This window comes from Bordetella genomosp. 2 (genome assembly GCF_002261345.1).
GTDB lineage: Bacteria > Pseudomonadota > Gammaproteobacteria > Burkholderiales > Burkholderiaceae_B > Bordetella_A.
In genome coordinates this window covers 266,912-291,023 of sequence record NZ_NEVT01000003.1, presented here as the reverse complement: position 1 = coordinate 291,023, position 24,112 = coordinate 266,912, and the positions used below count along the sequence as shown (strand labels likewise).

At 69.1% G+C, this 24,112-nt stretch carries 20 protein-coding genes; 8 read left to right on the top strand and 12 right to left on the bottom strand.

The annotated features are described in order from the left end of the window. Positions 1–6: 6 nt before the first annotated feature. The 4 genes from CAL24_RS03430 to mnmD all read right to left on the bottom strand — a co-directional run bounded on the left by CAL24_RS03430 (position 7) and on the right by mnmD (position 6,278). A complete protein-coding gene (locus CAL24_RS03430) occupies positions 7–660 on the bottom strand; it encodes a methionine ABC transporter permease (protein ID WP_028356816.1) in 654 nt (217 codons plus the stop codon). Then, positions 617–1,705: a methionine ABC transporter ATP-binding protein gene (locus CAL24_RS03425; protein ID WP_028356817.1), complete on the bottom strand. Its 1,089-nt coding sequence runs from the start codon at positions 1,703–1,705 to the stop codon at positions 617–619. The genes CAL24_RS03430 and CAL24_RS03425 overlap by 44 nt, the downstream gene beginning before the upstream one ends. 202 nt (positions 1,706–1,907) lie before the next feature. Further along, entirely contained in the window at positions 1,908–4,133 is a 2,226-nt protein-coding gene (locus CAL24_RS03420) for a glycoside hydrolase family 31 protein (protein ID WP_094805724.1), read from the bottom strand. Positions 4,134–4,379: 246 nt separating this feature from the next. Further along, entirely contained in the window at positions 4,380–6,278 is a 1,899-nt protein-coding gene (mnmD, locus tag CAL24_RS03415; protein ID WP_094805723.1) for a tRNA (5-methylaminomethyl-2-thiouridine)(34)-methyltransferase MnmD, read from the bottom strand. A gap of 147 nt (positions 6,279–6,425) precedes the next feature. Here mnmD and CAL24_RS03410 point away from each other — a divergent pair, with 147 nt between their 5' ends. Continuing rightward, entirely contained in the window at positions 6,426–7,298 is an 873-nt protein-coding gene (locus tag CAL24_RS03410) for an inositol monophosphatase family protein (protein WP_028356820.1), read from the top strand. A 21-nt stretch (positions 7,299–7,319) separates the two neighbouring features. Here the strand turns inward: CAL24_RS03410 and CAL24_RS03405 are convergent, their stop codons facing one another. Beyond that, positions 7,320–8,993 carry an AMP-binding protein gene (locus CAL24_RS03405; RefSeq protein ID WP_028356821.1) on the bottom strand — a complete coding sequence of 558 codons (1,674 nt, stop codon included), beginning with the start codon at positions 8,991–8,993 and terminating at the stop codon, positions 7,320–7,322. A gap of 81 nt (positions 8,994–9,074) precedes the next feature. On the opposite strand from CAL24_RS03405, the gene CAL24_RS03400 reads away from it, so the two are divergent. Continuing rightward, positions 9,075–10,277, top strand: a complete 1,203-nt coding sequence (locus CAL24_RS03400; protein WP_094805722.1) for a M20 aminoacylase family protein — start codon at positions 9,075–9,077, stop codon at positions 10,275–10,277. Positions 10,278–10,320: 43 nt separating this feature from the next. Here the strand turns inward: CAL24_RS03400 and CAL24_RS03395 are convergent, their stop codons facing one another. Next, positions 10,321–11,217 (bottom strand): LysR family transcriptional regulator, encoded by an 897-nt coding sequence (locus CAL24_RS03395; protein ID WP_028356823.1) that lies wholly within the window; start codon positions 11,215–11,217, stop codon positions 10,321–10,323. A gap of 109 nt (positions 11,218–11,326) precedes the next feature. Here CAL24_RS03395 and CAL24_RS03390 point away from each other — a divergent pair, with 109 nt between their 5' ends. The 4 genes from CAL24_RS03390 to pagP all read left to right on the top strand — a co-directional run bounded on the left by CAL24_RS03390 (position 11,327) and on the right by pagP (position 14,985). Next, complete coding sequence (locus tag CAL24_RS03390; RefSeq protein WP_094805721.1) at positions 11,327–12,373, top strand: YeiH family protein; 1,047 nt, start codon at positions 11,327–11,329, stop codon at positions 12,371–12,373. 58 nt (positions 12,374–12,431) lie between these two features. After that, positions 12,432–12,839, top strand: a complete 408-nt coding sequence (locus tag CAL24_RS03385; RefSeq protein ID WP_094805720.1) for an acyl-CoA thioesterase — start codon at positions 12,432–12,434, stop codon at positions 12,837–12,839. A gap of 11 nt (positions 12,840–12,850) precedes the next feature. After that, a complete protein-coding gene (gene mgtE / locus CAL24_RS03380) occupies positions 12,851–14,314 on the top strand; it encodes a magnesium transporter (RefSeq protein WP_028356826.1) in 1,464 nt (487 codons plus the stop codon). A gap of 119 nt (positions 14,315–14,433) precedes the next feature. Next, on the top strand, positions 14,434–14,985 hold the full coding sequence (pagP, locus tag CAL24_RS03375; RefSeq protein ID WP_028356827.1) for a lipid IV(A) palmitoyltransferase PagP: 552 nt from the start codon (positions 14,434–14,436) through the stop codon (positions 14,983–14,985). Positions 14,986–15,003: 18 nt separating this feature from the next. On the opposite strand, the gene CAL24_RS03370 is transcribed toward pagP, so the two are convergent. Continuing rightward, the gene (locus tag CAL24_RS03370) at positions 15,004–15,465 is read right to left on the bottom strand and encodes an Lrp/AsnC family transcriptional regulator (protein WP_028356828.1); all 462 of its coding nucleotides are present in this window, start codon (positions 15,463–15,465) and stop codon (positions 15,004–15,006) included. A gap of 31 nt (positions 15,466–15,496) precedes the next feature. Then, the gene (locus CAL24_RS03365; protein ID WP_094805719.1) at positions 15,497–16,759 is read right to left on the bottom strand and encodes a D-amino acid dehydrogenase; all 1,263 of its coding nucleotides are present in this window, start codon (positions 16,757–16,759) and stop codon (positions 15,497–15,499) included. A 208-nt stretch (positions 16,760–16,967) separates the two neighbouring features. Between CAL24_RS03365 and CAL24_RS03360 the strand changes: the two genes are divergently transcribed. Further along, a complete protein-coding gene (locus tag CAL24_RS03360) occupies positions 16,968–17,501 on the top strand; it encodes a cysteine dioxygenase family protein (protein WP_094805718.1) in 534 nt (177 codons plus the stop codon). A 512-nt stretch (positions 17,502–18,013) separates the two neighbouring features. On the opposite strand, the gene CAL24_RS03355 is transcribed toward CAL24_RS03360, so the two are convergent. The 3 genes from CAL24_RS03355 to CAL24_RS03345 form a co-directional block, all read right to left on the bottom strand. After that, complete coding sequence (locus tag CAL24_RS03355) at positions 18,014–18,730, bottom strand: VOC family protein (protein WP_094805717.1); 717 nt, start codon at positions 18,728–18,730, stop codon at positions 18,014–18,016. Between the two features lie 10 nt (positions 18,731–18,740). Further along, complete coding sequence (gene secA, locus CAL24_RS03350; protein WP_094805716.1) at positions 18,741–21,485, bottom strand: preprotein translocase subunit SecA; 2,745 nt, start codon at positions 21,483–21,485, stop codon at positions 18,741–18,743. A 166-nt stretch (positions 21,486–21,651) separates the two neighbouring features. Further along, on the bottom strand, positions 21,652–22,635 hold the full coding sequence (locus tag CAL24_RS03345) for a M23 family metallopeptidase (RefSeq protein WP_028356833.1): 984 nt from the start codon (positions 22,633–22,635) through the stop codon (positions 21,652–21,654). A gap of 41 nt (positions 22,636–22,676) precedes the next feature. Here CAL24_RS03345 and CAL24_RS03340 point away from each other — a divergent pair, with 41 nt between their 5' ends. Continuing rightward, a complete protein-coding gene (locus CAL24_RS03340; RefSeq protein WP_028356834.1) occupies positions 22,677–23,168 on the top strand; it encodes a flagellar hook-length control protein FliK in 492 nt (163 codons plus the stop codon). 13 nt (positions 23,169–23,181) lie between these two features. Here CAL24_RS03340 and lpxC read toward each other — a convergent pair whose 3' ends face one another. Continuing rightward, positions 23,182–24,105 carry a UDP-3-O-acyl-N-acetylglucosamine deacetylase gene (gene lpxC / locus CAL24_RS03335; RefSeq protein ID WP_094805715.1) on the bottom strand — a complete coding sequence of 308 codons (924 nt, stop codon included), beginning with the start codon at positions 24,103–24,105 and terminating at the stop codon, positions 23,182–23,184. Positions 24,106–24,112: the final 7 nt, after the last annotated feature.

Below are 24,112 nucleotides of genomic sequence, written 5' to 3'. Positions count from 1 at the left end.
AAATCTTCAGCGATGCGACATGCGGCGTACCAGCCAGTCGCCCAGGCCCTGCACGACCTGCACCAGCACGACCAGCACCACCACCACGGCCAGCATGACCTCCGGCTGGAAGCGCTGGTAGCCGTAGCGGATGCCCAGGTCGCCCAGGCCGCCGCCGCCGATGGCGCCCGCCATGGCCGAATAGCCGATCAGGCTGATCACGGTGACGATGGTGGCGGCCACCAGGCCGGGCAGCGATTCGGGCAGCAGCACCTTGGCGATGATCTGCAGCGGGCTGGCGCCCATGGCGCGGGCGGCGGTCAGCAGGCCGACATCCACTTCGCGCATGGCGTTCTCGGCGATGCGCGCCATGAACGGGATGGCGGCCACCGACAGTGGCACGATGGCCGCGGTAGTGCCGATGGAGGTCTGCGCGATCAGGCGCGTGAACGGGATGATGGCCACCATCAGGATGATGAACGGCACCGAGCGGGTGATATTGACGACCGCCCCCAGCACGCGGTTGACGGGCAGGTTCTGCAGCATGGCGCCGCGCGCGGTCACCACCAGCACCACGCCCAGCGGAATGCCCACCAGCACCGCGATGAGGCTGGGCACCCCCACCAGCAGCAGCGTCTCAAGCAGCGAGGTGGTGAGCAGGTCGATCAGTTGCGGACTCATGGGCGATTTCTTCTACGGGAATGTCTTGCGCGGCCAGGTCGGCCAGGGCCTGGGCCAGCGCGGCGGGCGTGCCTTGCGCCAGCACGAACAAGGTGCCGACCGCCACGCCCTGGATGTCTTCGACGCGGGCCTGCACCAGGCTGACGTCGAGCGCGTGCTGGCGCGTCAGGTCCGACAGCAGGGTGCCGGCCGAGGCGCCGCCGGCCAGCCGCACGCGCAGCAGTCGCACGGCGCTGCCGGGCCGCGCCGCCGCCAGTTCGGCGATGCGCTGGCGCGTGGCGGCCAGCGTGCCGTCCGTCAGATCGGACGCGGTGGCCGCCGAGACCATGGCGCGGGTGACCTCATGGCGCGGCGACGCGAAGATGTCCTGGGTGCGCCCCAGCTCGACCACCTGGCCCTGCGACAGCACGGCGACGCGGTCGCAGATCTCGCGCACCACCTCCATCTGGTGGGTGATCATCACCACCGTCACGCCGGTCTGGCGGTTGATGTCGCGCAGCAGCGCCAGGATGTTGTGGGTGGTTTCCGGGTCCAGCGCCGAGGTGGCCTCGTCGCTCAGCAGCACGTCGGGATCATTGGCCAGCGCGCGGGCGATGCCCACGCGCTGCTTCTGGCCGCCGCTGATCTGGCTGGGATAGCGGTCGCGCAGGTGCTCCAGCCCCACCAGGGCCAGCAGGCGCTCGACCTTGGCGGGAATCTGCGCGCGCGGCACGCCGGCGATTTCCAGCGGCAGCGCCACGTTGCCGTAGACGGTGCGGCGCGCCAGCAGGTTGAACCCCTGGAAGACCATGCCGATGCGGCGGCGCTGGCTGCGCAGGCGCGCCTCGTCCAGGCCGGTCAGCGGCGTGCCGCCGATCACGATCTCGCCGCGGTCGGGGCGCTCGAGCAGGTTGATGCACTGGACCAGCGTGCTCTTGCCGGCCCCGCTGGGCCCGATGATGCCGAACACCTCGCCCTGCTCGATCTGCAGGCTGATGTCGCGCAATGCCTCAAAGCGCCCATGCGGGGTCGCGTAGGTCTTTGAGAGGTTCTCGATGTGAATCATGACGTTGCGATTGTGGCGGACCGCGCTTCTAAAGAGAACGACTGATTGTTCTCTTTTTAATAACTAATAGTTATATAAAGAAGCCGGCCAGGATGCCCGGCGGCACCCTGCGGTCCAGGAAAACGGCGATGCCGGCGGGCATGGCGCGCCGAACCATAGCATACCGGGCGGCGCCATGCGGACGCCGCCCGGTCGGGCGGCTTCAGCGGGCGCGCGAGATGCGCACCTCGGCGCCGCGGCGCTTGACCTCCAGCCCTTCGGAGGGCAGGATGCGCAGTCCTTCGAGCCCCTTGATGTAGCTGGAGCCCTGCATCTGCATCACGCGGATTTTATTGCGCATGACTACCGGGTTGTGCACCGGCATGCCGAACATCCAGACCTCGTCCAGGATGCGCGCCGAATTGAATTCGCCCGCATGCTGGGCCACCGGGCCCAGGCACAGCATGTGCCCCTCGCGGCCGAACACGGGGAACTTGTCCAGCCCGCATTCCACCGTCCAGGTGGTGCCGCCCTCGTAGCGATGGCCGGTGTTCAGGTCCCACCAGGCCTCGCCCTTGGGCAGGTAGACGCGCACGCTGTTGCCCGGCCGCGTCACCGGCGCCACCAGCAAGGCCGGGCCCAGCAAGTATTGCAGGTCCCACTCGTGGGCGTGGGCGTCGTGCGGGAAGCTCAGCGCCATGGACCGCTGCACCGGCAGGCCGGTGCGCACGGAATCCTCGATGGCGCCCAGCACGTACGGGATCAGGCGATAGCGCCATTGCAGCCAGGTGCGCGCCTGCTCGAGCGCCGCGTCGCCGAACGACCACGGCAGCAAGGCCGGAATGCCCTGGAAGCAGAAATTGGCGGAGAACACGCCGGCGGTGAGCCAGCGCAGGTACAGCTCGGGCGTCATGCCGTCGAGCGGCGCGGTGGCCGAGCCGATGGCATGCACCTGCACCGGCACGCCGCTGGCGCCGATGGACAGCGCCGTGCGCAGCGTGTGCTCCAGGCCCTGCCAGTCGTTGGTGACGCGCGGGCCGAGCTGCCATGGCAGGCGCTGGGCCGCCGGGAACAGGTCGGTGCTGGGCACCACGCCTTCGGGCGGCACCTTGTGGCCCGCCACGGCGTCGAACAGCGCGCGGCGCGCCAGCAGCGGATACATGGTGCGCAGCGCCGGGCCGCTTTCGCCGTTGCGCGCGCTGACATCGTCGGGAATGGCGATCTGGGCGTCGCAGACCGGCGCGTCCAGGCCGTCTTCGATCAGTTGGCGATGACGCTCGATCCACAGGTTGTAGACGTCGCGGTAAGTCAGGTCGAGCAGGCCGTAGGGACGGCCGGCGGTGGCCTCGTTGCCGTCGAACACCTGCGCGCTGCCGTCGGCGCGGGTCAGCAGCCAGCCGCGGTCCTCCAGTTCCTCGAACAGCGGGGTGGACTGGATCACGCCGGGAAACCCGACAGCCGCCACGTGGACGTGGTGCTTGTGGAACAGCGCCAGCATCTGACGCGCATCGGGGAACCGCTGGGCGTCCCATTCGAACACCGCCTTGTCGGCCTGGAAGCCCCAGGCGGCCGGCCCGGCCAGCTTGACGGCGTCCAGCGGCAGCTGCAATTCGCGCATCTGCGCGACCAGCGCGGCGGTCTGGGTGGGCATCTCGCCCTCGGCCTGCTGCAGCCAGGCGCCCATGGCCCACAGCACGGGCTGCCCTGCCCGCCCTGTGAGCGCCGTGTACTGGTTCAGGATCTCGCCCGGCTCGCCGGCGAACAGGAACAGGTCCAGCACCGGGTCGTCGATGGTCAGCGTGTAGGCGGATTCGGTGGGCGGCACGCCCACGCCATGCTGCACGCGGCGCAACGTGTTGGCATAGACGCCCCAGCCGCGCGGGCTCCAGGCCAGCGGCAGGGCGCGGTGCTCGGGGTCATCCGACACCACCGCCTCGTCGCGGCGGTTGAGGTCGCCAGGGGTTTCGCCCAGGCCGTAGACGCGTTCGCCCGCGTCCAGCGCGAACGCGGCATTCCAGACGGCGTGCTCGATTTCGTCGAGCGCGTTGTGGCCGAAGGCCGGCTCGTGCACGGATACGTCCGACGCCAGCACCTGCGCCTCGCCGCGATACAGCGCGATGCGCACGGGACTGGACTGGATGTCCAGCGCGATGTCTCCCTGCGCGATGCGCCAGCCATTGCCGTCGTCGCGCGGCACGATGGTGCATTCGCCCACCGCCTCCTGGCGGGCGAGCAGCATTTCAGCAGCGGCCCGCGCACGGGCTCCGGGTTTCTCGTCGGTAAGGAGGTTCGCCTCGCCGCAGCGCAGGCGGAACACACCAGGCGCATGCGCCTCGACTACCAGGTGCAGCCCGTCGCCCGCGTCGAAATCGACACGGCTGGATCGCGACGACAGCAACTCGATGGACTCGAGCTGGGTAGTATGGGCAAAGTCGAAATTGGGCGGCACAGAGCTTCCCCCGGCTTAAGCCAAAAAACCATTAAAAGACGCTATTTTGACGGATTTGGCCCTCGAAATAAACTCGGTCCCTTTTTTAGTCGGCCGGGCATGCCGCGCAGGAGCCGCCAGAGCCGATGCCAGCCAGCGAAGCAACCACTCACTTTGCAGGCTGCCGCAGGGCGCGGATCGACGGCTATGGCGCAGTTCTACGGCTATCGTCCGGCAACGCCCTGCCTTCTGCGCCCGGCCGCCCCGCTAGCGCGGGGCAATCGCGGCCAGCAGATCGGTCTCCAGGGGCATGGGCTCGTCGCACAGGCAGGCGGCCACCACGTCGCCCGCCAGCGCCGACCAGCTCAGCCCGCGCGAGGCATATCCGCTCGCCAGCCACAGGCCCGGCGCGTGCGCCAGCGGGCCGATCGCCGGCAGGCGCCCCGGCAGCACGGCCCGCCAGCCGGCCCAGCCCGCCAGCTGGCCCGCCGCGAAGCCCGCCCAGGCGGCCGGCGCATGGCCCAGCAGCCCGGCGGCCTTGCCCAAGTTGACTTGCTGCCCCTCGGCGCTGACCCGCGCCGCCGCGGCGCCATGCGCGTAAGTGCTGCCGGCCACGCACAGGCCGGCCACCGCCGGCAACAGGTAGCCCTCGCCGCCGACGATGCAGCGCGGCCCGCCGCCCAGGCTGCCGGCCGGCAGCAGCGTCACTTCTCCGGCCAGGGCATGCATTTGCGCCAGGCGCGGCAGCGGCTCCAGCAAGCCGCTGTCGCGCAGCACGGCCTGCGCGCCATAGGCATTGGCCAGCACCAGGCTGCCCGCCTGCGCCAGCACCTGCGCGCGGCCGTCGAGCACCTGCCATTGCCCGTCCACACGCTGCACCCGCGCGGCTTGGCCGGTCACGCGACGAATGCCCGGCGAGTCGAGCAAGGCCGCAATCAGCGCGTCCGGCCGCACCAGCATGCCGTCGGCGAAATACAGGCCGCCGCGCGCCACCGGCAAGCCGGCCAGCGCCGCGGCCTCGTCGCGATCCACCGCCCGCACCCACTCGGCCGGGAATTGCAGCCCCTGCAGGGTATCGGCCAGGGCGGCGGCGCGCCCGCCGTCCCGCTCGAGCTGCAGCGTGCCGCAACGCAGCGGCGCGGCGGCGCCCGGCAAGGCGGCCCAGCGGGCCCACGCGCGCTGGCTGCCGGCCCGCGACAGGCGCGCGCGGGCGTTGTCATCGCGGGCGATCAGGGGAGTCAGCGCCGCGGCCGCATGCCCGGCATGGGCCGCGCCCGCCGGCGCGGCGGAATCGATCACCACCACGGGCCGGCCACGCAACGCCAGCGCCTGCGCAATGCCGGCGCCCGCCAGCCCGCCACCCACGACCGCCACCGCGCCATCGCCCGCCGCCCCGGCAGCCGCGCGGGCCTGCGCGAGCGCGGCTGCCATGGCGGAGCCGGCTGGCGCGGGCGCCGTCCGCACGCCCACGGTCATGTGCCGCTTGCCGCCATAACCCGCTTCTTTGCGTACCTGGAAGCCGGCCTCGGCCAGCGCGCGGCGCACGAAGCCGGCGCTGGCCCAGGTGGCCAGCGTGGCGTCGGAGGCGGCCAGCCGGGCCAGCTCGCGCAGCAGTTCCGGCTGCCACATGGCCGGATTGCGGTCGGGCGCGAAGCCATCCAGGAAATACGCATCGACGCGCGCCTGCAGCAGCGGCGCCAGGCAGGCCGCCTGGCCGAAGGCCAGCGTCAGGGTCACGGCGCCGCCCTCGAACTCCAGCCGGTGCAGGCCGGGCAGGCGCGCCGGCCACTGGCTCGCCAATTGTTCCGCCAAGCCGCGCAGCGCCGGCGGCGCCAGTTGCGCCAGCCAGCGGCGCAACGGCTCGCGCGCGAACGGATGGGCCTCGATCGACAGCACATGCAGCCGCCGCGCGCGCGCCGCATCGTCGCGCCAGGCGCGCCATAGCGCCAGGAAATTCAGCCCCAGCCCGAAGCCGGTCTCGCACACGGTGAAAGCATCGCGGCCGCGCCAGCGCCCGGGCAGCCCATTGCCGCGCAGGAACACATGCTCGGCCTGGCCCAGCGCGCCGGCCGCGGAATGGTAGACATCGCCATAGCGCGCGCTGCGCAGGCGCCCGTCGGCGTCGAGATCGGCCTCGGGAGACGTCAGGGGAACGTAAGAGGACATGAATACATTCGAATTTGCGACGATAGCCGCTTGCGGCCGCCAGCATACCCAAAGCGGCAGGCATTACGTTGGTTGAAAGCCACGCCGGCCGGCGCGATTTGCGTCGAAGCAGCCGGCTCGTCATGTCAAAGGCTTACACTGGGTTTCATGCCGACGACTCAACCGACCCCGACACAGGCCCCGCCGCTCGACCTGGGCGCCGCCATCGATGCCGCCGTCTCGGCGGCCCACACGGGCGCCGCCATCCTGCAATCGTACGCGCATCACCGCGCCGACCTGGTCATCGACCACAAGGCCCGCAACGACCTGGTCTCGCAGGCCGACCGCGAGGCCGAGGCCGCCATCCTCGAATCCCTGCGGGAACGCACCCCCGAGTTCGGCATCGTCGCCGAGGAAACCGGCGGCGCGGCGCGCGGCCCCGCCACCTGGTATATCGATCCGCTCGACGGCACCACCAACTTCCTGCACGGCATCCCGCACTACGCCGTGTCGATCGCCCTGGTCGCGCACGCCGGCACGCGGGTGGCCGCCAGCGGCCCCGTCGCCGAAGATACGCCGGTCATCGGCGTGGTGTACGACCCCAGCCGCGAAGAGCTCTTCACCGCGGTGCACGGCATCGGCGCCTGGCTCAACGGCCGCCGCATCGCGTGCTCGCGCACCCAGTCGCTGGCCGACGCGGTGCTGGCCACCGGCTTCCCGTTCCGCGATTTTTCCTTCGCCAGCCAGTACATGCCCATGCTGCAGGACGCCATCTGCACGTCGCGCGGCGTGCGGCGCATGGGCGCGGCCGCCCTCGACCTGGCCTGGACCGCCTGCGGCCGCTACGACGGCTACTGGGAAATGGGCCTGGCGCCCTGGGACGTGGCGGCGGGCACCCTGATCCTGCGCGAGGCCGGCGGCATCTGCCACGACATGCACCGGCGCGACCCATGGCCGGTGGGCGGGCGGGTGGTGGCCGGCAACCCGGCCATCGTCGAAGCCCTGCACGAACTGATCGGCCCGCACCTGCGGGCGCCCTGACGCTCCAGCCCGCCCGGCCGCCTACTGGGCGTCCGGCCGCAACTCGCGGCGCAGGATCTTGCCGACGTTGCTCTTGGGCAGCTCGTCGCGGAACTCGACCGCGTGCGGGCGCTTGTAGCCGGTCAGTTTTTCCTTGCACCAGTCGATCACCTGCGCCTCGGTCAGGGCCGGGTCCTTCCTGACCACGAAAGCCTTCACGGCCTCGCCCGAATGCTCGTCGGGCACGCCCACCACCGCGCACTCCAGCACGCCCGGATGGGCGGCGATGACCGCCTCGACCTCGTTGGGGTAGACCTTGAAGCCCGACACCGCGATCATGTCTTTCTTGCGATCGACGATGCGCGTATAGCCGCGCTCGTCCATGATGCCGATGTCGCCGCTGCGGAAAAAGCCGTCGGCCGTCATGCAGCGCTGGGTCTCTTCGGGTTTCTGCCAATACCCCAGCATGACCTGCGGGCCGCGGATGCAGACCTCGCCGCGTTCGCCCAGCGGCACGGCGTTGCCGTCGTCGTCCAGGATGGCCACGTCGGTGGACGGCAGCGGCAGCCCGATCGAGCCGGAATATTCCTTGGTGTCGGTCGGGTTCACAGTCGCCACGGGCGAGGTCTCGGACAGGCCGTAGCCTTCGATCAGCGGGTGGCCGGTGATCTGCAGCCAGCGTTCGGCCACGTGGCGCTGCACCGCCATGCCGCCGCCCAGCGTCAGGCGCAGGCCGGAGAAATCCAGCTTGGCGAACTCGGCGTTGTTGGCCAGCGCGTTGAACAGCGTGTTGACGCCCGGGAAGATGTTCACATTGGCGCGCCGCCAGGCGGCGATCAGGGCGGCCTGGTCGCGCGGGTTGATGATGAGCAGGTTGCGCATGCCCGCGTAGATGCCGAACAGGCCGCAGACGGTCATGGCGAACACGTGGTACAGCGGCAAGGCGCTGATGATGGTGAGCTGGCTGCGCTCCAGGTCGCGCAGGGCCGGCCGCGCCACCGCCTCGAGCTGCAGCACGTTGGCCACCAGGTTGCCGTGCGACAGCATGGCGCCCTTCGGCACGCCGGTGGTGCCGCCGGTGTATTGCAGCACCGCCACGTCATCCAGCTTGAGCGCCGGCGGCGTGAACGGCGCGGCCGCGCCCGCCGCCAGCACGGCGGGCAGGCGCCGTGCGCCGTCGATGCGCCAGTCGGGGATCATGCGCTTGACGTAGCGGGCCGCCAGGTTGACCAGCGGCGCCTTCAGGCCGCCCAGCAAGTCGCCGGGCCCGGTCACCACCACGTGCCGCAACGCGCCCCGGTCGGCCACGTCCTGCAGGGTGCGGGCGAAGTTCTCGAGAATGACAATGACCTCGGCGCCGCTGTCCAGCAACTGGCGCTGCAGCTCGTCGGACTTGTACAACGGGTTCACGTTGACCACCACATGGCCGGCGCGCAGCGTGCCCAGCAGGCAGACCAGGTAGGCCGGCACGTTGGGCATCATCAGGGCCACCCGCGCGCCGTGCGCCAGGCCCAGGCCCTGCAGCCAGCCGGCGAAGGCGCGCGCCTGGCGGTCCAGGTCGGCGTAGGTGAGGTCGGTGCCCATGGCCGTGCAGGCCACGCGCGCCGCGTGACGGCTGCACGCCTGGTCCAGCAGGCCGGTCAGCGAGGCATGGGAATCGAGCGAGATTTCGGCGGGAACGCCCTCGGGGTAGTGAGCGAGCCAGGGACGCGACATGGTGGGCCTCCGTGCATCGTTATAGGAAATTTTGTCTGATAATACCCTTGTTGCCTGCGGCCCATTCCAGCGAGACTACCGATGAACCTGATCGAACCCATCGTCGCCTGGCGCGACGACATCGCCGGCATCCGGCGCGACATCCACGCCCATCCCGAACTGGCCTTCGAGGAATTCCGCACCGCCGACCTGGTCGCCGCGCGCCTGCAGGAATGGGGCATCGAGGTGGACCGCGGGCTGGGCGGCACAGGGGTGGTCGGCATCATCCGCGGCCAGGCCGACAGCCCGCGCGCGGTCGGCCTGCGCGCCGACATGGATGCCCTCCCCATGCAAGAGGCCAACACCTTCGCCCACGCCAGCCAGCACCCCGGCAAGATGCACGCCTGCGGCCATGACGGCCATACCGCCATGCTGCTGGCGGCCGCGCGCTACCTGGCGCAGCACCGCGATTTCGCCGGCACGGTCTATGTCATTTTCCAGCCCGCCGAGGAAGGCGGCGGCGGCGCCCGGCGCATGATCGACGACGGCCTGTTCACCCGCTTCCCCATGGAGGCGGTATTCGGCATGCACAACTGGCCGGGGCTGAAAGTGGGCCAGTTCGGGCTGACGGCCGGCCCCATCATGGCTTCCAGCAACGAATTCGTCATCACCATCCAGGGCAAGGGCTCGCACGCCGGCATGCCGCACCTGGGCATCGACCCGGTCATGACGGCGGTGCAGCTGGCGCAATCGCTGCAGACCATCATCACGCGCAACCGCAATCCGCTGGATGCCGCGGTGCTCAGCATCACGCAGATCCACACCGGCAGCGCCGACAACGTGGTGCCGAACCAGGCCATCATGCGTGGCACGGTGCGCACCTTCACGCTCGAAACCCTCGACCTGATCGAACGCCGCATGCGGGAAATCGCCCGCCATACCTGCGCCGCCCTCGATTGCGAAGTCGAGTTCGAGTTCTTCCGCAACTATCCGCCCACCATCAACCACGCGCGCGAAGCGGCCTTCTGCGCCGAGGTGCTGCGCGGCATCGTCGGCGCCGACAACGTCGACGACCACGTCCAGCCCACCATGGGCGCCGAAGACTTCGCCTTCATGCTGCAGGAAATGCCCGGCTGCTACGTCTGGATCGGCAACGGCGACGGCACCCACCGCGCGGCCGGCCACGGCATGGGCCCGTGCATGCTGCACAACGGCAGCTACGACTTCAACGACGAACTACTGCCGCTGGGCGGCACCTATTGGGTGGAGCTCGCGCGCCAGTGGCTGGCGCGCCCGGTCGACTAGGGCCTGCCCGCCCTAAAAGAAAGAAGCCCGCATCGGCGGGCCCCTAACGCGCCAACTCGACCGGCGGCAGCGCCAAGCATGCTTCCAGGAAGCGTTCGGCCACGCGCGCCGATGCCTTGGCGTGCGGCACCAGGATGCTCAGGGTGCGCGTCAATGGCCGCGGCGCGAGCCGCAGCACGGCCAGCGAGCCGTCTTCGTGCTGCATCGACATGCGCGACACGAAGCCGACGCCCAGCCCCGCGCGCACCGCCTGCTTGACGCCCTCCACCCCGGCCAGCTCCAAGCCCACCGCGGGCGCCAGCGCGGCCGCCTCGAATGCGCGCTCGACCAGCTGGCGCACCCCGGAACCGGGCTCGCGCATCACCAGCGGCAAATCGGCCAGGTCGCGCAGGCGCGCCTGCCCCTTGGCGGCCAGGGGATGATCGGCGCGCACGATCGCCACCACTTCGTCCTGCTGCCAGCGGTGGACCGCCGTATCGGCCGGCAGCCCGGCCGGCACTTCGCCTTCGATGAATGCCAGGTCCAGGCCCGGCAGGCGCTCGACGATGTCGCGCGTATTGCCGTCCGACAGATGCAGGCTGACCGCCGGGAAGCGGCGGCGGAAATCCGCCACCAGCGCCGGCAGGAGATAGCTGGCGGGAGTGGTGCTGGCGCCCAGGCGCAAGATGCCGGTTTCCAGCCCGCGCCAGGCTTCCCGGGCGGCATGGGCCTGGTTGTACACCTGGCGCAGCTGGCGCGCCTGCTCGGCCAGGCGCTCGCCCGCCGCCGTCAATGCCACCCCGTGGCCGCTGCGCCGGTACAGCGGCTCGCCGAACCAGTCCTGCAACAGGCGCAACTGCCCGGACACTGCCGGCTGCGACAAATGCAGCAGGCCGGCGGCCCGGCTGATGTTGCCGGTATCGGCCACATAGGCGAAGGTCAGTAGCTGGTCTGGCGTCATGCGCGGCTAGATATCGTGATTTCCGATATTTAATATCAAAATTAAAAATTTCCCAAATAGTACGGGCGAATTTAATATTGCTTCTAGTTATTTAGATATTGCATTACACATGTCTTCCACTTCCGCCCTTTCCCTGCCCACGCCCTGGCGCGACAAGCTCAACGGGGTGCTATTCGTGGCGCTGATGACGGTCGCCGTCATGCAGCTCAGCGACTTGCCGGCCATCCGCGCGCTCGGCTTCTCGCCGTTGGTGGTCGGCATTGTGTGCGGCATGCTGTACGGCAACTTCCTGCGCGGCACCATGCCGGCGGACTGGGCGGTCGGCGTCAATTTCACGGCGCGGCGCCTGCTGCGCATCGCCGTCGCATTCTATGGCCTGAATATCAGCATCCAGCAGATCGCCGCGGTCGGCCTGCCCGGCCTGGCGGTCTCGGTCGCGGTGGTGGTCGGCACCCTGGTGCTGGGCACTGCCCTCGGCCAGCGCCTGCTGGGCCTGGACCGCGACACCGCGATGCTGACCGCGGCCGGCAGCGCCATCTGCGGCGCCGCCGCGGTGCTGGCCTTCGAGCCGACCCTGCGCGCCGCCCCCCCCCACAAGAGCGCGGTCGCGGTGGCCACGGTGGTGCTGTTCGGCACGCTGTCCATGTTCCTGTACCCGGTGCTGTACCACGCGGGCTGGCTGTCGCTGGACACCCAGGCGCTCGGCATCTACATCGGCGGCACCGTGCACGAAGTGGCCCAGGTGGTGGGCGCGGCCAGCAACATCGACCCCGCCACCACGGAAGTCGCGACCATCGTCAAGATGACCCGCGTCGCCCTGTTGGTGCCCGTCTTGCTGGTGCTGGGCCTGTGGCTGCGCAGCCAGGCCGCGCACGCCGAACCCGGCCATGCCAAGGCGCGCCTGCCGGTGCCCTGGTTCGCGGTCGGCTTCCTGGCGCTGGCCATCGTCAATTCCCTGGCGATCCTGCCCGACGACGTCGTCACCGCCATCCGCCGGCTCGACGTGTTCGCCCTGACCATGGCCATGACCGCGCTGGGCATCGAAACGCGCTTCGGCCAGATCCGCAAGGCGGGGCCCCGGGTCATGGCGCTGGGCCTGATCCTCTACGCCTGGCTGCTGCTGGGCGGCTACGGCATCGTCAAACTCGCGACCTGAGCCGCATCGCGGCGGCGTTTTCCTGCATAATCGGCCGGTCTCTACACAGGAGCCGGCCATGCCTTCCGCCACCCCTACCTCCGCCACGCTGCCCACCGGCCGGGAGCCCGTCCTGCGCGTCATGCCGATGCCGGCCGACGCCAACATCCATGGCGACGTCTTCGGCGGCTGGATCATGTCCCAGGTCGACATCGCCGGCTCGGTGCCGGCCGCCCGCCGCGCCGCCGGGCGCGTTGCCACGGTGGCCGTCAACGCCTTCCAGTTCAAGCAACCGGTATTCGTCGGCGACCTGCTCAGTTTCTACGCGTCCATCATCAAGACCGGCACGACATCGGTTACCGTATCGGTCGAAGTCTACGCCGAGCGCCAGCGCCTCGACGCCGAAGTGGTCAAGGTCACCGAGGCGACCCTGACCTACGTCGCCACTGACGAAGCCCGGCGCAGCCGCCCCCTGCCCACCCTCTGAGCCGTATCCGTATGACGCAGCCCGACGCCGCGACCAAGACGCCTCGCCGGTTGGACCCGGAAGACGCCCAGCACGCGCTGGCCGAGGTCCAGGAACGCCTGCGCCGCCAGCAACTGGTCGAGGACCTCGTCCATCGCCAGGAACAGGGCGACAACAAGGCTTCGCTGGTCGAAGACCTGGTGCATCGCCAGCACGAGGCCGAACTCAAGGCGCTGGTCGATGCGCTGCATCCGGCCGACATCGCCTTCATCCTCGAATCGCTGCCCAAGGACGAGCGCCAGAACGTCTGGCGCCTGGTCAGCCCCGAGCACGACGCCGACGTGCTGCTCGAGGTCGAGGACTGGGTGCGGGAATCGCTCATCGAGGCCATGGACCGCCAGGACCTGGTCGCCGCCACCGGCAACATGGATGCCGACGAGCTGGCCGACCTGGCGCCCGACCTGCCGCCCGACGTGGTGGCCGAAGTGCAGAAGGGCCTCACCGACGAAGAGCGCGCGCAGCTGCTCGAGGCCATGGGCTACCCCGAAGACAGCGTGGGCGCCATCATGGACTTCGAAATGGTGCGCGTGCGCGAGGACGTCACGCTCGAAGTCGTGCTGCGCTACCTGCGCCGCCTGCACGAGCTGCCGGACCACACCGACCAGGTGTTCGTGGTGGACCGCCAGGACAAACTGCAGGGCATCCTGCCGCTGTCGCGGCTGCTGGTCAGCGAGCCGGAAACCGAAGTGCGCGCGGTCATGAGCACCGACTTCCTCACGCTCAACCCGCTCGATTCCGACGCCGACGCCGCCGGCGCCTTCGAACGCTACGACCTGGTCTCCGCGCCGGTCATGGACGACCAGGGCCGCCTGATCGGCCGCGTCACCATCGCCGACGTGGTCGACGTCATGCGCGAAGACTCGCAGGAACAGGCACTGTCGCGCGCCGGCCTGCAAGAAGAAGACATCTTCGCGCCGGTGGCGATGGCGCTGCGCAACCGCGCGCCCTGGCTGCTGTTCAACCTGTGCACGGCGGCCACCGCCTCGTTCGTGGCCTCGCGCTTCGAGGCCACCGTCAGCCAGATCGTCATCCTGGCATTCCTGATGTCCATCGTGGCCGGCATCGGCGGCAACTCGGGCAACCAGACCATGACCATGATCATCCGCGCGCTGGCGGTCGGCCGCATCACCGGCCGCAACCTGTGGCAACTGGTCAAGCGGGAAATGCTGGTCACCCTGCTGGTGGGCCTGTGCGGCAGCGTGGTGGCGGCATTGTTCGCCTGGACCATCTCCGGCTCGCTGTCGATCGCCATCGTGATGATGGCCGCCATGATCTGCAACATGCTGGTGGGCGCGTCGGTCGGCGTCCTGGTGCCCATGGTGCGGGCCCGCTTCGGCAAGGACCCGGCCATCGGCTCGTCGGTGCTGCTCACCTTCGCCACCGACTCGCTGGGCTTCTTCATTTTCCTGGGCCTGGCGACGATCTTCCTGCTGTAGGCTGAAACAGCCGGTCCACATCGGGAAACATCCCGTAGCGCGCGACGCGCCGGGACGCGGCATCATTGGAACAACCGCCGGGCGCGCCCGCGCCCGCTTCCCTCGCCTTCGGAGACCCAATGATCGCCAAGCTCCGGGCAGCGGTGTTCTGCCTGCTCTGCCTACCCGCCTTTGCCGCGTCCGCATGTGCGGACCTGCCCTCCTGGTCGCAGGCCGCCTGCCAGCGCCTCGGGCAGATCTGGAACGAAGGCGGCAACGACCTCTATCTCACGGGCTATTCCTGGCACAACCGCGCCACCTATAGCAAGAAGAAGATCGACAGCTTCAACGAGCTGGCCTGGGGCGGCGGGCTGGGCAAGAGCCTGTACGACGAGGATGGCGACTGGCAGGCGCTCTACGCCATGGCGTTCCTGGATTCGCACAGCAAGATCGAGCCGCTGGCCGGCTATGCGTTCCAGAAAATCGGCCGGGTCGGCGACAACTGGCGGCTGGGGGCCGGGTATACGGTGTTCCTGACTTCGCGCGCCGACATCTTCAACCGCATTCCCTTCCCGGGGCTGCTGCCGCTGGTCTCGGCCGGCTATCGCGATGCGACCCTGTACGCCACGTATATTCCCGGCGGCAAAGGCAACGGCAACGTGCTGTTCATGTTCGGCCGCTGGTCGTTCTAGGCGCCGGACGGGCGGCGGCTAGCCCTGGCCGTCCAGCGGCAGTTCGGTGGTGCTCTTGATCACTTCCATGGAAAAGCTCGCGCTCACGTCGAGCAGATCCACGGCTTCGATCAGGCGGCGGTAGAAGCGGTCGTAGGCGGCCATGTCCTCGACCACGACTTTCAACAGGTAGTCGATGTCGCCCGCCATGCGATGGAACTCGACGACGTTCGGCAGCGACATGACCGCGCCGATCAGGTTCTGCGTCCATTTGGCATTGTGCTGGCTGGTCTTGATGGACACGAACACGGTCAGGTTCAGGCCCAGCGCCTTCGGGTCCAGCAGCACGGCGGTACGCTCGATGACGCCGTCTTCCTTCATTTTCTGGATGCGGCGCCAGCACGGCGTGACCGACAGGTTGACCTGCTCGGCGATATCGGCCACCGGGCGCGTGGCATCCTTCTGCAGCAGGCTCAGGATCTTCAGGTCCGTCTGGTCCATGGCGTTCTCTCGGGCAGCGGCAGGGCAGCGTTCAGGCATAGCGGTCGGCGGTGAGGCCTTCCAGGTCGACTTCGGGCCGGCGGCCGGCCACGATGTCGGCCACAATCTTGCCTGTTCCGCAGGCCTGCGTCCAGCCATTGGAGCCATGGCCGCAGTCCAGGTACAGGTTGGCGTAGCGGGTCTTGCCGAGGATGGCCGGGCCGTCCGGCGTCATGGGCCGCAGGCCGGCCCATGATTGCGCCCCGTCAATGTCGACGCCGGCCGGGAACCACTCGCGCACCACGCCTTTCAGGAAGGCCACGCGCGCCGGGTCCACCGCCAGCCCGTAGCCCTTCAGTTCCGCCATGCCGGCCGCGCGCAGGCGGTCGCCCAGGCGCGAGATCATGACCTTGTTGTATTCGTCCATGATCGCCGCCCGCGGCGCGCACGCCGGATCGGCGATGGCCGCGGTGATCGAATAGCCTTTCAGGGGATAGATGGGCAGCGCGATGCCCAGCGGCCGCAGCAGGAACGGCGCCTGCGGGCCCAGCGCCACTACGTAGGCGTCGGCGGCGCACAGGCCGGCATCGCCCTCGACCTGCACGCCTGCGATGCGGTCGCCCTGGCGCACCAGCGCGCGGATGCGCGCGCCGTAGCGGAACGTCACGCCCTGGCCCGCTAGGTAGTCGGCCAGGCCGGTGGCGAATTTGTGGCTGTCGCCGGAGCCGTCGCGCGGCAGGTACAGGGCGCCGGCAATGGGCGCGCGCGTGGCGGCCAGGGCCGGCTCCAGGCGGCGCGCGCCGGCTTCGTCCAGCCGCTGCCAGGGCACTTCGTATTCGTCCAGCGCCTGGGTGATGGCGGGCACGGCCTTCAGGTCGGCCTCGCTGCGGAACACCTGCAGGGTGCCGTCCTGGTGGTAGTCGAACGCAACCGGCAGGCCCGCGCCGGCCAAGGCTTTCAGGCAGGCATCGCTATAGTGGGCGACGCGCTGCATGCGCAGTTTGTTGGCGCGGAAGCGTTCGGCGTTGCAGTTGCCCAGCCAGCGCGCCAGCCAGGCCAGCTTGCGCGGATTGGGCGACAGCGAGAACCGGATCGGCGCCTGGCGCTGCAAGGCCATTTTCAGTACCTTGCCGATCATGCCGGGCGCCGCCCAGGGGCCGGCGAAGCTGGGACACAGGCCGCCGGCATTGCCGAAGCTGGTTTCGCGCGCCGGCCCGGGCTGGCGCTCCAGCACGACGACTTCATGCCCGTCGCGCCACAGGTAATAGGCGGCGGCGACGCCGGCCACGCCCGCCCCCAATACTGCGACCTTCATGCAAGCTCCTTTGGGTGCCGCACAGCGCGGGCCCCCGCAAGCGCGCATTATGACGGCTGCGGCGGGCGTCATAAAGCCTGCGGAGCCGGCAGGGCTGTGGAGGCAAAATTTTTTCTCGCGACCGGGTCGAACGGCCCTGATTTCGCAAAATGATTCCAGGCGCAAGGCCTAGCATGGAAGGTATCGTCTACTCTGCCATTGCCTCGCCATGCCTGCTGCCACGCTTGCCTACTCCTGCCTGGACTCTTTATGCGCCACGGTGCGTGCGGCGCAGCAAAATGCAGCGCGCGGCCTGCTGGACGAACTGGCTTCTGCCGATGCCGACCTGCGCGGCATGCTGGCCCACCTGCCGGAGACGCTGCGCCAGGGCAGCCCGGACACCTATCTGCGCCACGTGGCCTACAGCGACCCGCATGGCAGCTTCACCATTTTCTACCTGGTCTGGCGTCCCGGACAGGCGACTCCGGTGCACGGCCACAAGACCTGGTGCACCTACCGGGTATTGCAGGGCGAGCTCAGCGAGACCCATTACCGGTGGGATGCGGACAGTGAGCTGGCATGGCCCGTGGGAGAAGCGCTGCGCCGGCCCGGCGATGCGGTCACGGCGACGCCGGGGCTGGAGCGTATCCACCGGCTGCGCAACGCCGGGGACGATATCGCCATCTCGCTGCACATCTACGGCGTGGCGCGGGCCGAGGCGCAGACGGGCGTCAACCATGTGGTCGCGAGTGTCGGCGGCTAGGCGGGTTGTCTTCAGTTCTGTTGGGCCGGTATTGAGTTCTTGAGACGCCCGCGCGTGCCGGCGGGGCCCGGTCGGCCACGTCGCTCGGCTCGGGCGCGCCACCAGGCGCCCTCGGCCCCCTGCGGGGGCTCCCCTCGCTCCAACTGGCCGCCCAGGCCCCGCCGGCACGCGCGGGCTCGCAATGTCTCATGGCGGTGCCAGGCATCTTGTGCCGATCGGTGTCAGACACCCCGTGCACATCGTCTCCTTAAGCAAGACAGTGCGCAGGGGTGTCTGACACCAACAACGTGAGGCATGCTATTGCTGTGAGTCCAGGCCGGCGCTGGGGAAGGCGGACCGGCCAGTTGGAGGGAGGGCAGCCCCCGCAGGGGGCCGAGGGCGCCTGGTGGCGCGCCCGAGCCGAGCGACGTGGCCGGTCCGCCTTCCCCAGCGCCGGCCTGGACGCCCTACTGGAATACCCCCTCGAAACCGCAACCGCCAATCGTCTATGGGCAACGCCCCGCGGCACAAAACTAGACGCCCGTATCCAACGTGTAGTGGGACCCGTCGCGGTTCTCGAACGTCAGGGACGACAGGGCCGCCGGCGTGGCCGCATCGTGCGTCACATGCAGGCGCAGGTTCCCCAACGGCACATCCCAACCCGCCCCGGCCGGTACGGCCGTCACGTCGGCCACCGTGGCCAGCCGTTGCGCCACGGCGCGCGGGTCGGCGGCGCGCGCCTCGATGCGATGGATGCGCAGCGCGCCGTTCGGGTGCTCCATCAGGGCCGGCGCCCAGACGCACTCCGGCGTCAGGTGCCGGCAGAAATACATGCGGATGCCCGGGATGGGCTGCTCGGCGAAACGCACCGTGTGGAAACGCGCCTGCATCTCGCGGCCATCGACCCGGGCCGGACGGGTCAGTTCCTGCACCGGGTTCACGGCGAACCCCGCATCGCGCAGGCGCCGGTAAGTGCCTTCCGCGTCGTGGGTGCGGAAGACCAGCGCCTCCAGGCCGAACGGCGAATCGGCGATTTCCTTGCGCGCCGGCGGCGCGCCCGGCGGCCAGCCCAGCAGCTCGATGTAAGTGCCATCGAGCACGATCAGGCGATTGCACGACCCCAGGTTGTGCACCGCCGTTTCGCTCAGGCGGAAGCCCTGGCGCTCGAAGTGCGGCGCCAGCGCCTCCAGGCGCTCCCGCACCATGACCACGGCATGGTCGAACTCGGTGCGGTCGGCGCTGTGCAACATGGCCGGACGCTCAGGCCAGCTTGCCGTGGCAGTGCTTGTACTTCTTGCCGCTGCCGCACGGGCACGGGTCGTTGCGACCGACCTTGGGCACGAAGTTGCGCACCGGCTGCTGCGCGGGCTGCGCGTCGGCATCGGTGCCGGCCAGCGCCTCGTCGTAGTCGGAGTGGTGGTACTGCACGTTCTGCACATGCGGCTGGCTGGCCTCGGCCTCGGCGGCCTGCTCGACCTGCTCGGCCGACTGCACCCGTACCGTCAGCAGCACGCGCACCACATCGTCGCGGATGCGGTCGAGCATGCCCGAGAACAGCTCGAACGCCTCGCGCTTGTATTCCTGTTTGGGGTTCTTCTGCGCATAGCCGCGCAGGTGAATGCCCTGGCGCAGGTAATCCAGCGCGGACAAATGCTCGCGCCAGTGCGTATCGATGGCCTGCAGCATGATCGAACGTTCGAACTGCGACCAGGCCTCGTCGCCCACCAGGGCGATCTTGCCCTCGTATACGTTGCGCACCGCCTCGGTCACGCGCGCCAGCACGTCCTCGTCGGTCAGGCTGGACTCCTTTTCCAGCATGTCCGCCAGCGGAAGTTGGATCTGCCAGTCGGCGGCCAGGGCCTTCTCCAGGCCGGCGACGTCCCATTGTTCCTCGACCGAATCCGCCGGGATGTACTGGCGCACCAGCTCGGTGGCCGCGGCTTCGCACAGGCCCTCGACGGACGCGCGGATCGACGTGGCCTCGAGCACCTCGTTGCGCTGCGCGTACAGCACCTTGCGCTGGTCGTTGGCGACGTCGTCGTATTCCAGCAATTGCTTGCGGATATCGAAGTTGCGGCCTTCGACCTTGCGCTGGGCCGTCTCGATGGAACGCGTCACCATGCCCGCCTCGATGGGCTCGCCCTCGGGCAGCTTCAGGCGTTCCATGATGCCGCGCACGCGGTCGCCCGCGAAGATGCGCATCAGCGGATCTTCCAGCGACAGGTAGAAGCGCGACGAACCCGGGTCGCCCTGGCGGCCGGCCCGGCCGCGCAGCTGGTTGTCGATACGGCGCGATTCGTGGCGTTCGGTGCCGATGATGCGCAGCCCGCCCGCGGCCTTGACCTGTTCGTTGGCCGGCTTCCATTCGGCGCGCACCTTCTCGATGCGCGCTTCCTTCTCGGCGTCGGACAGCGATTCGTCGGCGCGGATCAGGTCGACCTGCTTGTCGACGCTGCCGCCCAGCACGATGTCGGTGCCGCGGCCGGCCATGTTGGTGGCGATGGTGATATGGCCCGGCTTGCCGGCCTCGGCGACGATCTCGGCCTCGCGCGCGTGCTGCTTGGCGTTGAGCACTTCGTGGGGCAGCTTGGCCTGCTTGAGCAGGCCCGACAGCAGCTCGGAGTTCTCGATGCTGGTGGTACCCACCAGCACCGGCTGGCCGCGCTCGTGGCAGTCGCGGATGTCGCCCAGGATGGCGTTGTACTTTTCCTGCGCCGTCTTGAAGACCTGGTCGTTCTGGTCCTTGCGGACCATCGGCTTGTTGGTCGGGATGATGACGGTTTCCAGGCCGTAGATCTCCTGGAACTCATACGCTTCCGTGTCGGCCGTACCGGTCATGCCCGACAGCTTGTCGTACATGCGGAAGTAGTTCTGGAAGGTGATCGACGCCAGCGTCTGGTTCTCGTGCTGGATCTTCACGCCTTCCTTGGCCTCGACCGCCTGGTGCAGGCCGTCGGACCAGCGGCGGCCGACCATCAGGCGGCCGGTGAACTCGTCGACGATGACGACCTCGCCGTCCTGCACCACATACTGCTGGTCGCGGAAGAACAGCGTATTGGCGCGCAGCGCCACCATCAGGTGGTGCATCAGCGCGATGTGGCGCGGGTCGTAGAGCGATTCGCCCTCGGGCAGCAGCCCTTGCTGCGACAGGATGCGCTCGGCGTTCTCGTGCCCGGTCTCGGACAGGAACACCTGCTGGCTCTTTTCATCGACCCAGTAGTCGCCCTCGGGCTCCGGCTCGTGCGGCTTGGGTTCCGAGGCCATGCGCTTCAGCAGCGGCGGCACCGCGTTCATGCGCACGTACAGTTCGGTGTGATCCTCGGCCTGCCCCGAAATGATCAGCGGCGTGCGGGCCTCGTCGATCAGGATGGAGTCGACTTCGTCGACGATCGCGTACGACAACCCGCGCTGGCGCCGGTCCTCGACGCGGTATTCCATGTTGTCGCGCAGGTAGTCGAAGCCGAATTCGTTGTTGGTGCCGTAGGTGATGTCGGCCCGGTAGGCGGCGATCTTCTCGTCATTGGGCTGCTGGGGCACCACCACGCCGGTGCTCATGCCCAGGAAGCGGTATAGCCGCCCCATCCATTCGGCATCGCGGCGGGCCAGGTAATCGTTGACCGTGACCACATGCACGCCCTTGCCGGCAATGGCGTTCAGGTACACCGGCAGGGTCGCCATCAGGGTCTTGCCCTCGCCGGTGCGCATTTCGGCGATCTTGCCGTTGTGCAGCGCGATGCCGCCGAGCAGCTGGACGTCGAAATGGCGCATGCCGAAGACCCGCTTGCCGGCTTCGCGCACGACGGCGAAGGCCTCGGGCAGCAGGTCGTCCAGCGAGGTGCCCTGGGCGTGGCGGTTGCGGAATTCGTCGGTCTTGGCCGCCAGTTCCGAATCGGATAGCGCCGCGGTCTTGGATTCGAGGGCGTTGATCTGGGTAACCAGCTTGCGATACTGCTTAAGCAGCCGGTCGTTGCGGCTGCCTATGAGTTTTTTGAGCAGAGAAACCATGCGTGTCGGTGGCGGCGCCGGCGACGCCCGGCCCCGGATGGGCCCGACTCCGCCGGTGACGGATTATTGTCTGGTTGAGCGGCGAATACCGCTGGGAAACAATCGAGTGTAACGCACCTGGAAGGCATCGGCCCCGCCCGGCGCGCCGCAGGATGCGAAACGCGCCTCAGCGCGTGACGGACTGGACCGGGGCCGTGTCGGGGGCCTGCGCCACGACGGGCGGGCGGGCCTCGGGAGACTGCAGGAACAGCCGGGGGTCGAGCGGCTGGCCGGCCAGCCGGACTTCGAAATGCAGGTGCGGGCCGGTCGACCGCCCGGTGGAGCCCACGCGGGCGATCTCCTGGCCGCGCCCGACCAGGTCGCCGGGCTTGACCAGCAGCTTGGAAGCATGGGCGTAGCGGGTGATCAGGCCATCGCCATGGTCGACCTCGACCGTGTTGCCGTAGCCGGCCAGGTAGCTGGCCTCGAGCACGACGCCGCCGGCCGCCGCCAGGATGGGCGTGCCCGAGGGCGCGGCGAAATCCAGCCCCTCGTGCATGGCATAGCGATGCGTCACGGGGTTGCGCCGCCAGCCGTAGGAAGAGCTGAGGAAGGGATAGTCGGTCACCGGCAGGGTGCTGGGCAGGCGCGCCTGGTCGGCCGAGCGGCGCGTCAGGGCCACGTCCAGCATGCGCAGGTTGTCGGTCTGCTGGGTCAGCCGGGCTTGCAGTTCGTCGAGCCGGCGGCCCAGTTCCTCGGCCGATTCGGCCGAGGGCGGCTGGCGGTCGGTGAACAGGTCGTCCATGACGTGGGCGGCCTCGGTCGGGCCTTTGAGCTCGGCGGCCAGTTCCGGGTCGGTATAGGCCACGCCGGCCACCTGGGCCACGCGCCGGCCCAGGCCGTCGATGCCGACCAGCTTGGCCTGCAATTCGCCCACCTTGGCGGCCAGCATGCCGACGTTTTCCCGCAGGAACGCGGCATCGCGCTCGGGTTGCGTGCTCTGCGCGTAGGCGGGCCAGTCGACAGAATACGGGGCCGGAACAACCGGAGTAAGGTAGCGTTGTACGGTGGCGCCGATCAGCGCCGCGGTGGCCAACAGGGCGGCCACCATCAGGCCCAGGCGCGCGCCGCCCAGGGCGACCTGCCCGGGCTGCCCGTCGCGGGCGTGCATAATGACGATCTTCAAGATACGTATCCTGTTATCGAACTGGCATGAACAGACCTGGCTCATACCGCTCACGTTCTTCTGCCAGCCGGCGGGGAGAAAACACCGCGCTGGGATGGCTGGGTCACGATGCACGCGGCGCCGGCGTGTTGGCGACGGCGCGCGCGCACCTGCAAATACAACGCGCCGTGGCGGCGGTGCTGCCGCCGGCGCTGGGCGCCGTGTGCGTGGTAGCCAAGCTGGAAAACCAGCGGCTGCAACTGGCCGTACCCAGTGCCGCGCATGCCGCCAAGCTGCGTCAGCTTGGCCCGCGGATCGCACAGGCACTCGGTGCCCAAGGCTGGAACCTTAACGAAATTGCGGTCAAGGTTCAAGCGGGAATGCCCAAACCCGGGGCAAAATCACCCCGGCCGCCCAAAGAGGCGGAACCGCTGGGCGCCACCGCCCTGGATGCGTTCGAGACACTGCGGGAAAAATTGCAGCCCGGCCCGTTGGCCGACGCGGTGGCCAGGCTGCTGGCACACCACAAGCCCCGCTAGGGGCGCGCCGGCCTCAGGCCAGCTTCCATTCGTGGCGAAAGGCCTGGGGAGCGTCGGCCTGCGATTCGTAGGTGACCAGTTCCCAGGCATCGCGCTGGGCCAGCAGCGCGCGGGCCAGCTGGTTGTTCAGCCCGTGGCCGGACTTGCACGCCACATAGCGCGCCACCAGGGGCTTGCCCAGCAGGTAGAGGTCGCCGATGGCGTCGAGGATCTTGTGCTTGACGAACTCGTCGTCGTAGCGCAGGCCGTCGCTGTTGAGCACGCGGTACTCGTCCATGACGATGGCGTTGTCGAGGCTGCCGCCGCGGGCCAGGCCCATGGAGCGCAGGGCCTCCACTTCGTTGACGAAGCCGAAGGTGCGCGCGCGGGCGATCTCGCGCACGTAGGAATGCGTGGCGAAGTCGATCTCGGCGAAGTTGGCGGTGGAGTCGATGGCCGGGTGCCGGAAGTCGATGGAGAATGCCAGCGCGAAGCCTTCATGGGGCTCCAGGCGGGCCCATTTGAGGTTGCGGCCTTCGCCCTCGCGGATCTCGACGGGCTTTAGCACCCGGATGAATTGCTTGGGGGCGTTCTGCTCGACGATGCCGGCCGAGCGCAGCAGGTACACGAACGTGGCGGCGCTGCCGTCCATGATCGGGACTTCTTCGGCGGTCAGGTCGACATGCAGGTTGTCGATGCCCAGGCCGGCCAGGGCCGACATCAGGTGCTCGACGGTGGACACGCGCACATCGCCCTGCTGCAGCACGGAGGCCATGCGCGTGTCGCCCACCGCCGCGGCCTGCGCGGGCAGGTCCACGACCTGCGGCAGATCGATGCGGTGGAACACGATACCGGTATTCGCCTCGGCCGGACGCAGGGTGAGCTCGACCCGCCGGCCGGAATGGACACCGACGCCGGTCGTGCGAACGAGATTCTGAATGCTGCGTTGTCGGAACATGGGCTGT